The organism is Moorena sp. (assembly GCF_982860115.1).
The window spans coordinates 1-10,246 of sequence record NZ_CEYLVT010000251.1; the positions used below are offsets into that span (position 1 = coordinate 1).

Consider the following 10,246-nt stretch of genomic DNA (forward strand, 5'->3'; position numbering starts at 1 on the left):
CTGCTGTATCTCTCACTACATAAGACTTTCATGCCTCGTTGTCCCCCTGTTAGATAGTTAACTATCAATATACTTCAAGAAATAATCATAATGAATTGGATAGAATACATTGATTCCAATCCCAACATTTTATTAGGTAAGCCAGTCCTTGCTCACGTGTTTGAGATTGGTGAAGAAGAGGATTTTGAGGAGGAAATTATACTAACTCGTGAGAATCTGGAACTGATGAATTTTATTGATGAACGTTCCGCTAATGTCAAACCTGGTGCAGGTATCTCCATCGAAGAAATTAGGCAGCACCTTGATGAATAATTCTGGTATATAACTCCATGATTGAATAGTTTGGCGTCAGGAGTGGTGACATCAAGACAGCCCTAGATCTAGCACAAGAGTTATATAGCAATCCGTGTAGGAATTGAGATAATTTTGATGCCATATTCCCTACTCCCTGTTCCCTGTTCCCTGTTCCCTTTGCTATAGGAGATGGTCATGACCAACATCAAAACCCAGGGAGCATGTCAAATTCGCAGAACAAATGTACTAAAATAACTCATAACTGCTACTGAAGCCGCGAAAACGCTGTATTTCAAGCGTTTGTAGTTCAAGTGTTCTTACAAAATTGACCTGCTCCCAGTGCGATCATTCACTCTGAATTTACTAAAAATATTACCAATATGAAATTTAACGCTACTTTCGCTAATTGACAGCAGACTACTAACTTCCTGATTGGTTCTACCTTCACCCAGAAATTTCAAAACTTCTCGTTCGCGATCACTAAGTTGAGGGTAACTCATCTGTTCTGCCAGCTTAGTGCCCACCTCAAAAGGAATGTAGGTTTGATTTCCATAAACCCTACGAATGGCATCGATTAAATCAACCTCTGTTATAGTCTTCAGCAGGTATCCTCTAGCACCAGCTTGAAGACCAAAGAAAATCTCTTCACTAGTGCTGTAGTTACTGATAATCATGGTGCAAGCGTTAGGAAACTCTTGACGAATTGTTGCAATTGCATGAACTCCATCCATTTCTGGCATCCGTAAATCCATGACTGCGACATCAGGCTGATGCAAACGGAATAAGTGTACAGCCTCAACTCCGGTTGTTGCTTCTGGGATGACCTCCATGTCATTGGTTCGTTTGATAATCTGTACCAGTCCTTCACGAAAAATTGGATGGCCGTCTGCGACAATAACTTGAATTAAATCAGTCACTACTAATGAAAAAAACGCAGCAATTTTGAACTGTAACTATTTATAAACTAGTCAGCGTTGAGGATAACCTTGCAAAAATAGCCCTTCAGCGTAGTCCATATTTGCAAATTTCAGACCTTTAAATTTCTTGTAGAGTCAACTTTCCCTCACAGTGAGGGCTTCTATCATAAAACCCATCAAAATTGATAGTTAGCGTGAAGCAAGTATGATGATCAGCTTTACTAGGCCTTTATAAACGGTAACAGATCAAATTCCTGGCGGATATCCAAAAGAGAACGATCAAGCAACGGCTCAAACTCAAGAAATGGCAGTAATTTTTGACGATTTCGAGTTTTAAACCAAATTGGAATTAATTCTAGAATTACCCCAGGAAGTACTCTCAAGATTGCTCTGTATAGCCACAACACCCCTTTTTCCCTAATCATGTCCTTGTACATCACATCAACAGCAGGGGAGTTTTTCATTTTCAAGTAGGTCTGAAACGTACATTTACTCGTCCACCAAAATAGCGGCAGAATTTTTAGCTCATCGTACATTCCCGTGTCACAAGCGTAAATCACATGCCCTATGTCGTGCGCTCGCAGGATTTTGCCGAAGTCTGAAGGTTGTGTCACTGGATCAGTAACGTGTGGATTGAGAGTATAGTACTCCACTAGACCTTCTCCCAGGGTTTGAGTACTGTGCTTGTCCATATAAAGAGGTTTTTGAGACATATAGTTTCGAGACCGTATCGTATCGAAATATGATAACATCTATGAATGATATTAGAAAGAAATCACCAGGAAGGCCTCGCAGCAGAGCATCTCACCAGGCCATGCTGAAGGCCGCACTGGAATTGTTGTCAGAAGTCGGCTTTGAGGCAATGAGTATTGAAGTCATCGCCGCTCGTGCTGGAGTAGGTAAGACAACCATCTACCGGCGTTACAGCAGTAAAGATGAACTGGTTGCTGATGCAATTGAAAGTATTCGGGAAGAGGTGCTAATTCCTGACACAGGCAATCTTTGGAGTGACATAGATGCACTCATTGAGAATGCCGCACAAATAACCCTTACTCCACTTGGAAGGCAGACTGTTGCCATGATTATCGGTAGTGCATCGAGCAATCCTGGGTTGGCTCAAATTTACTGGGAAAAATATCTACAACCCCGACGAAAATCCTTTGCTGTTATTATCGAACGGGCAAAGACAAGAAATGAAATTCCAACAGACTTAGATTCAGACTTGGTTTTTGACACCATGAGCGGCATCATGCTCTATGCATTGATCTTCCCGCCTATAGAATCTTGGACAACCTATGTCCGTCGTGCCCTAAGTTTGCTGCTCAGATGAGTTTTATGGACTGCTTAGAGGTCTTGGCATAAGTTTGTAGATGGTCGGGTAGCAGGATGATATTGCTATAAACCCGCCCCCTCAGAACTGGAGTTTTGACTAAAGTTTGAAAACGGAACTATGTTAAGTTTTGATACATAAGCGACTCTAAAGCTTGTGTGTAAGCCATAGCAATAGATTCAGCTCCGTTGGCACTTTATAACAGCTTCTCTAGCATTAGCCCTATATGCATTTCATTTTGTTCGCGTAGCGTGGCCATAGGCCAATGAAAGAATTTGGGTTCTGAAACTAAAAACTTCCAAGTCTCAGGGCTTAATAGTACTTTTGTTCTTACAAAACTGACCTGCTCCCAAAACCCATCCTTGGGATGTGGCAGAACATCTGGAGACCAAAGAAGATATGGCTGCCTATCTCGAAGCTGCTCTTGAAGATGGGGATCCTGGCTTGGTGGTGGCTGCTAAGCGAGGATATTGCTCGTTCCAAAGCAATGACACAAATTGCTAGTGAAACGGGTCTCGGCCATGAAAGTCTTGATGAGGTGTTGTCAATGGAAAGTAATCCAGATTTCGCCACTGTTCTCAAGGTAATACAGGCACTTGGTCTACGGTTGCGGGCTACTCCGATATGAAGTATTGCATTATAAAATGGGTTTCCCCTGGATCAGGCACGAGATAATAGGTCTTGACCCTGCAGCTTGCCTATTTCCATGGAAACCACTACTCAAGATATGCGTTCGCTTCCATTGCCCCCTGGTAATGTCTGTTTACCCATTATCGGTGAAACGATCAGCTTTTTAACCGATCGAAATTTCCACAAAAAGCGGTTAGACAAGTATGGGGGCATCTACAAAACCCACATTTTTGGTAGTCCTGCGGTGACGATCAATACTGCAGAAGCGAATCAATTTCTGTTTACTAACGAAAATAAGTATGTTGCTTCTATCTGGCCCAAAAGCACGCAAATCTTACTTGGAGCCGCCTCACTGGCGAACCAAACGGGAGAATTCCACCAAAAGCGCCGCAAGTTAATGTCCCAGGCGTTTCAACCGAGAGCATTAGCGAGTTATATTCCCACCATGGCCAACATTACTAGCAATTATCTCCAGAAATGGGAACAGATGGGAACCTTAACCTGGTATCCTCAACTGCAGGACTATACCTTTGAGATCGCTAGTACCTTGCTGATGGGAACTGATGCAGGTTCCCAAACCCCTCTAGCTCAACTATTTAATAACTTTTCTCAGGGAGTGTTCAGTATCCCGCTCTCTTTACCTTGGACAAGGTTTGGTAAAGCCTTGGGTGCTCGTCAAGGATTGCTGACCTATATCGAAACCATTGTCCAACAGCGACAGCAACAGAAAAATCCCGGAGAGGACGCCTTGGGACTATTGTTACAAGCCGAGGATGACCAGGGGAATTCCTTGAGTTTGGATGAAATCAAAGACCAAGTGCTTCTGTTGTTGTGGGCAGGCCACGAAACCTTAACCTCTGCGATCGCATCCTTTTGTCTGTTGACAGCCCAGCATCCAGATGTTCTTGCCCATCTCCGTGCTGAACAACAGCAATTTTCTGGTTCAGAACCCCTAACCATGGAACATCTCAAGCAGATGACCTATCTAGAGCAAGTGCTTAAAGAAGTGCTGCGCATACTTCCTCCTGTTAGTGGTCTTTTTCGGAAGGTTATTCAGTCTTTTGAATTTAACGGTTACTTGATTCCTCAAGGTTGGACTATACTGTGCCAAATTACCGAAACCCACAACAATCAGAAAATTTATCAAGATCATCAACGCTTTGACCCAGATCGGTTTGGGCCAGAAAGGACAGAAGATAAACAAAAAACCTTTGGATATATCCCCTTTGGTGGTGGTTTACGGGAATGTTTAGGCAGGGAGTTTGCCAAATTAGAAATGAAGATTTTCGCGGCTCAATTGCTCCGGGATTATGACTGGAAATTAGTGCCAGGTCAAGATTTAGAAATGGTGGTGATGCCAACTCCCCATCCCCGGGATGGACTTAAGGTTAACTTTAGCCGTAGAGTAGGCTCTTAAGTAAATAAGCTAGTGGAGGAAAAGGAAAAGTAATAGAATTTACGGAAGTTTTCCTGATCACGCTCTATATCTATAACGCTTTGTAGGATAGGCGAAGAAACTAAGAGTGTAGTTATTCTATTAGTTTCTATACCTTTGCACTAGCTATTTGTTTGAGTTTAAATACTATCAAAAAATGTTCAGAACTAACCTTTGTTTTTAATAAGCAAGCGCAATCCTTTTTTTCGGTCAACTTAAGCTAAACTTCAAAGGTAAACGTCAGAATAAATAATCGATGCTCAAATTATACTACAATACCCTCTCGCCCAATGTTCGTCGTGTCTGGCTCACGTTACTAGAAAAAACCCTTACCTTTGAAACAGTATTAATTAAATTAGATGGCGATCAATTTCAACCAGAATTTTTAGAAATTAACCCCTTTCATCACATTCCAGTTCTGGAAGATGACGGTTTGCGGTTAGTAGAATCCTTGGCAATTATGGATTACTTGGAAGCAAAATATCCCACACCTGCGCTGCTGCCAACTTCACCAGAGGCATTAGCCAAGGTAAGGATGGTACAATTGTTGACAGCTAATGAGCTATTTCCCCCAGTAGTTCAACTAATCTGTCAAAAGGAAGATTCACCACAATTTACACGAGCCAAGCAGAAGCTAGAGACAGTACTACAATTTTTCTCCGACTTACTAGGAAATAGCCCTTACTTTGCTTCGGATCAGTTAACCTTAGGAGATATCGTTGCTGGAGCAGCAATATCGTTATTGCTGAAGTTAGAGATTAATCTTACTGATTATCCTAACATGGATCAGTGGTTTAAAAGATTGATGCAACGGGAACCATGGCAGAAAACAGAATTAAGTCCAGAAGATTTTAAACAATTCAAGCGGCGAGTCAAAGTTCTAGTAAAACTGCGTACTCGTGAACTGACTGGGGGAAAATAAGACACAGTAAATGTAAGCATTCAGCGGTCAGCGGTCAGCGGTCAGCGGTCAGCGGTCAACTATCATGCAGACGTAACTCAGATTACAGCGTTTTTCATAACTATGAGGTAAATAGGATTTTTTCTCTGTTCCCTGTTCCCAGATCCGCTGTTCCCTCACTAAGCACTAACACTCATACCCTTGACTCTCCACTCTACTAGAGCGTTTATCCTTTAACCGTAGGGTGAGGGTCAATCATGACACAACAAAGCTTTCGTTTACAAGGAATGAGCTGCGCTGGTTGCGCCAGACGCATTGAAACCCTGATTCAAAGGGTTCCAGATGTAGTAGAGTGCAGGGTCAATTTTGGTACAGAAGAAGCTAGTATTACCTACAATACCGAGGAAACTAACTCCAAAAAAACTAACCAGCAACTAACCAGACTGATTCAACAGACAGTGAGTGATGCTGGCTACCAAGCTTTCCCGATCGAGGATATCAGTGATCAGCCTGATGATCACGAATTGCAACGTCAAGCCGAAACCCTTGACCTAAAACGAAAATTCATTGTCGGTGCTGTGCTTAGTACTGTGTTAGTGATTGGTTCACTACCGATGATGACAGGATTATCTATTCCCTGGATTCCATCTTGGTTACATCACCCTTGGCTACAGCTGGTATTAACCACACCGGTTCTGTTTTGGTGTGGACAGTCTTTTTTGATTGGAGCATGGAAAGCCTGGAAACACAAAACAGCAGATATGAATACTCTAGTCACCCTTGGGACTAGTGCTGCCTATGTCTATTCTCTGTTTCCCACAGTGTTGCCCCCGGTTGTTTTGAAATCTTTCCTACCCCAAGGGGTAACTCTCCCTGTGTACTATGAAACCACTGCTGTAGTGATTACCCTGATTTTGCTAGGGCGATTGCTGGAACACCGGGCTAAAGGACAGACATCTCAAGCAATTCGTAAGTTGATGGGATTACAAGCTAAAACCGCTCGTGTGATTCGCCATGGTCAAGCCCAGGATATTCCCTTGGCCCAGGTGCAAGTTGGGGATGTGGTATTGGTGCGTCCAGGAGAAACTATTCCGGTAGACGGCATAGTTATGGAAGGGGCTTCTAGTGTGGATGAAGCCATGGTCACAGGAGAAAGTGTTGCGGTCAAGAAACAGCCGGGGGATGAAGTGATTGGAGCAACGATTAATAAAACCGGTAGCTTCCAGTTCCAGGCGACTCGGGTCGGGAAAGATACCGTACTGGCACAGATTGTTAAGTTAGTACACCAGGCTCAAGGGTCTAAAGCACCGATTGAAACCTTAGCAGATCAGGTGACAGGTTGGTTTGTGCCGGTAGTGATTGCGATCGCAATGGTTACTTTTGGAGTTTGGTGGATGACCACAGGAAATCCTACCCTAGCCATGATTAATATGGTGGCGGTGTTAGTCATTGCTTGTCCCTGTGCTTTAGGTCTAGCTACTCCAACCGCAGTGATGGTAGGGACCGGTAAAGGCGCAGAAAACGGGATTTTAATTAAAAATGCCGAGAGTCTGGAATTGATTCATCAACTGCAAACTATCGTGCTAGATAAAACCGGAACCCTAACGGAAGGGAAACCTACGGTAACGGATTTTATTACAGTTGGAGGCATCTATGACTCCTCGTCAGAACTGGGCAGCTTTACCGGCAGCAATGAAATCAACTTGCTGCAACTAGCGGCAATAGTGGAAAGTCATTCCGAACATCCCTTAGCTGAAGCAGTGGTGCGCTATGCCCAATCTCAGGGAATAGGATTGCAATTACCAACACCCGAGAATTTTACTGCTGTTGCTGGCAGTGGGGTACAGGCAATTGTTGATCACGATCATCCCCTCTTCTCTTCCGAACTCACAGATGATGGGCTCAAGGGCAAGAGATTGGTGCAGATTGGGACAAAACGATGGATGGAAGAATTAGGGATTGACACAGATGTGATGGTGCAACCGGATCGGTCTTTAGCAGACTATCAGGGGGATTGGGAGGCGAGCCGTAAGACGGTAGTTTGGATCGCAGTTGATGGTAAAGTTGAAGGCATTTTGGGCATTGCGGATGCCCTCAAACCTGCTTCAGCTGAGGTGGTGAAAGCCTTGAAGCGGTTGGGATTAGAGGTAGTAATGCTAACGGGAGATAATCAACAAACTGCTGATGCGATCGCAAACGAGGTTGGCATCCATCGGGTATTTGCTCAAGTCCGACCTGATCAAAAAGCTAGCATCATCTCTACTCTCCAAAAAGAAGGCAAAATTTTAGCAATGGTAGGGGATGGGATTAATGATGCCCCAGCTCTGGCTCAAGCAGACGTGGGGATTGCCATTGGTACAGGTACTGATGTTGCGATCGCAGCCTCTGACCTTACCCTAATCTCGGGAGATTTACAAGGCATCATTACAGCCATTCAACTAAGTCGTGCTACCTTCCGCACCATTCGCACTAACCTCTTTTTTGCCTTTATCTACAATGTACTAGGAATTCCGATTGCGGCTGGTGTGTTATTCCCGATCTTTGGCTGGTTACTCAATCCCATTATTGCTGGTGCAGCGATGGCGTTTAGTTCAGTATCTGTGGTAACTAATGCATTGCGCTTACGGAAATTTAAACCTATTTCTAGCTTATGAAACAATAGAAATAATTTAACCAGTTGTTTCTGTGAGCTACTGTCTCAATCCCAACTGCCCTAAGCCTTACAATCCTGATGGCAACAAGTTTTGCCAAACTTGCGGCACTAAACTCTTGTTAGGACAGCAATACCGAGCTATTAAGCTGATTGCAGCAGGAGGCTTTGGCAGAACCCTTTTGGCCATCGACGAGGGAAAAGCCTCTAAATCCTACTGTGTGATTAAGCAATTTTACCCCCAAGGTAATCATCAAGCTAACAATCAAGCTAACAATCAAGCTAACAATCAAGCTAACAATCATCTAACCAGAGCTGCTCGATTATTTCACCAGGAAGCCTTGCGCTTGGAACAGTTGGGCAAACACCCCCAGATTCCTGAACTCTTCGCCCATTTTCAACAAGATCATCACTGGTACATAGTTCAGGAATTTATCCATGGGGAAAATTTAGCTCAAGAGTTGGCAGCAACTGGACCATTCCGAGAAGCTCAGATTCGTAGACTCCTGAGTCAGTTGTTACCAGTGCTCAACTTTATCCACCAAGGTAAAGTAATTCATCGGGATATCAAGCCAGAGAATATCATTCGTCGTCGTATCCTCCGCCCCAGTGCTAGGCAGGGGGTTATCACTCCCCCAGACCTGGTATTGGTAGATTTTGGTGCAGCCAAGTATGCCACAGCCACTACCTTAGCCAAAACTGGCACAACTATTGGTAGTGCTGGTTATGCGGCTCCCGAACAAATCTTTGGTAAAGCAGTATTTGCCAGTGATATCTATAGTTTAGGAGTCACCTGCATTCATTTATTGACCCAAACTCAGCCATTTAATTTATACGATCCAATGGAAAATGGCTTTGTTTGGCGGGATTTTTTGGTTCATAATCCTGTCAGTAGACAATTGAGTCGGATTCTCGACACAATGATTCAGAGTTCCATCAAGCTCAGGTATCAATCCGCGATCGCAGTGATGGACGATTTAGGAATCACCCAAGAAACCGAAGCTGGTCTTACCTGGGAGCCATTCCACCGTAATCAACTAACTCCCCAATTTACTGGTAAAACTGGTAAAACTGGTAAAACTAATCTAAAAACTAACTCTAGGCCACCAAGAGGTAATCCCAGGATTATCGTTTTTGCAGCAACCACTCTCAAAGGTCATTCCGATGAAATTTATTCTGTAGCCTTTAGCCCTGATGGACGTACCCTAGCCAGTGGGTGTAGGGACAAAACTATCAAGTTATGGGAGTTAAACACAGCCTGGGAAATCCTTACCTTTGGAGGTTGGTTTTCTAAGCATTCCGCTGAAGTGCGTGCTGTGGCATTTAGTCCTCAGGGAAAGACTGTTGCTAGTGGTAGCGCTGACGAGACCATCAAACTCTGGAATGTGCGTAATGGTAAGGAGATTTCCACCTTCACAGGGCATTCCGGTGAGGTCAATTCCATTGCCTTTCACCCCCAAGGATACCACCTTACCAGTGGCAGTAGCGATGGCACCATTAAGCTTTGGGATGTTCGTACCCTAAAGCAACTCACTACTCTGACAGGACATTCATCATTGATTCATTCAGTAGCCTTTAGCCCAGATGGAAAAATCCTTGCTAGTGGTAGTGCTGACGCTACCATCAAGCTGTGGAGTGCCTTAAGTGATGAGGAAATGCACACCTTTGAAGGGCATTCAGACGACGTGCTTGCGATCGCGTTCACTCCCAATGGACAGACCCTAGCCAGTGCTAGTGCTGACGGTACTATCAAGCTTTGGGATATTAGCACTGCCCAGGAAATTACCACCCTCAACGGACATAATGGTTGGGTTTATGCGATCGCATTTGACCGTAGTGGCAAAATCCTTGCTAGTGGTAGTGCAGATACTACTATAAAGCTATGGGATGTTGATACAACTCAAGAAATTGGCACTCTCAACGGTCATTCAGACACCATTCATGCTCTTGCTTTTGGTCCGAATAACAGAACTCTTGCCAGTGGTAGTTTCGACAACACCATCAAGATTTGGCGCTAGATACCTAGCTTGCTTCAGGCAATAGGCAATAGGCAATAGGCAATAGGCAATAGGCAATAGGCAATAGGCAA

At 44.0% G+C, this 10,246-nt stretch carries 8 protein-coding genes and 1 pseudogene; 7 read left to right on the forward strand and 2 right to left on the reverse strand.

Going from position 1 to position 10,246, the window contains the following annotated elements:
- Positions 1–90: 90 nt before the first annotated feature.
- Positions 91–312 carry a hypothetical protein gene (locus AC4II3_RS27950; RefSeq protein WP_488014350.1) on the forward strand — a complete coding sequence of 74 codons (222 nt, stop codon included), beginning with the start codon at positions 91–93 and terminating at the stop codon, positions 310–312.
- A 299-nt stretch (positions 313–611) separates the two neighbouring features.
- Here the strand turns inward: AC4II3_RS27950 and AC4II3_RS27955 are convergent, their stop codons facing one another.
- Complete coding sequence (locus AC4II3_RS27955; RefSeq protein WP_488014348.1) at positions 612–1,211, reverse strand: response regulator transcription factor; 600 nt, start codon at positions 1,209–1,211, stop codon at positions 612–614.
- A gap of 221 nt (positions 1,212–1,432) precedes the next feature.
- Positions 1,433–1,924 carry a hypothetical protein gene (locus AC4II3_RS27960; protein ID WP_488014346.1) on the reverse strand — a complete coding sequence of 164 codons (492 nt, stop codon included), beginning with the start codon at positions 1,922–1,924 and terminating at the stop codon, positions 1,433–1,435.
- A gap of 41 nt (positions 1,925–1,965) precedes the next feature.
- On the opposite strand from AC4II3_RS27960, the gene AC4II3_RS27965 reads away from it, so the two are divergent.
- The 6 genes and pseudogenes from AC4II3_RS27965 (at position 1,966) to AC4II3_RS27990 (ending at position 10,175) form a co-directional block, all read left to right on the forward strand.
- A complete protein-coding gene (locus AC4II3_RS27965; protein WP_488014352.1) occupies positions 1,966–2,541 on the forward strand; it encodes a TetR/AcrR family transcriptional regulator in 576 nt (191 codons plus the stop codon).
- A gap of 399 nt (positions 2,542–2,940) precedes the next feature.
- Positions 2,941–3,169: pseudogene (locus AC4II3_RS27970) on the forward strand (addiction module antidote protein).
- A 78-nt stretch (positions 3,170–3,247) separates the two neighbouring features.
- A complete protein-coding gene (locus tag AC4II3_RS27975; RefSeq protein WP_488014344.1) occupies positions 3,248–4,588 on the forward strand; it encodes a cytochrome P450 in 1,341 nt (446 codons plus the stop codon).
- A 274-nt stretch (positions 4,589–4,862) separates the two neighbouring features.
- Positions 4,863–5,528: a glutathione S-transferase family protein gene (locus AC4II3_RS27980; protein ID WP_488014342.1), complete on the forward strand. Its 666-nt coding sequence runs from the start codon at positions 4,863–4,865 to the stop codon at positions 5,526–5,528.
- 236 nt (positions 5,529–5,764) lie between these two features.
- Positions 5,765–8,161, forward strand: coding sequence for a heavy metal translocating P-type ATPase (locus tag AC4II3_RS27985; RefSeq protein ID WP_488014340.1), 2,397 nt, complete (start codon positions 5,765–5,767; stop codon positions 8,159–8,161).
- Between the two features lie 31 nt (positions 8,162–8,192).
- Positions 8,193–10,175 carry a WD40 domain-containing protein gene (locus AC4II3_RS27990; RefSeq protein WP_488014338.1) on the forward strand — a complete coding sequence of 661 codons (1,983 nt, stop codon included), beginning with the start codon at positions 8,193–8,195 and terminating at the stop codon, positions 10,173–10,175.
- Positions 10,176–10,246: the final 71 nt, after the last annotated feature.

Coding starts and splice junctions, on each gene's coding strand:
- AC4II3_RS27985 (WP_488014340.1), top strand. CDS start 5,765: ATGACACAACAAAGCTTTCGTTTACAAGGAATGAGCTGCGCTGGTTGC.
- AC4II3_RS27980 (WP_488014342.1), top strand. CDS start 4,863: ATGCTCAAATTATACTACAATACCCTCTCGCCCAATGTTCGTCGTGTC.
- AC4II3_RS27960 (WP_488014346.1), bottom strand. CDS start 1,924: ATGTCTCAAAAACCTCTTTATATGGACAAGCACAGTACTCAAACCCTG.
- AC4II3_RS27975 (WP_488014344.1), top strand. CDS start 3,248: ATGGAAACCACTACTCAAGATATGCGTTCGCTTCCATTGCCCCCTGGT.
- AC4II3_RS27950 (WP_488014350.1), top strand. CDS start 91: ATGAATTGGATAGAATACATTGATTCCAATCCCAACATTTTATTAGGT.
- AC4II3_RS27965 (WP_488014352.1), top strand. CDS start 1,966: ATGAATGATATTAGAAAGAAATCACCAGGAAGGCCTCGCAGCAGAGCA.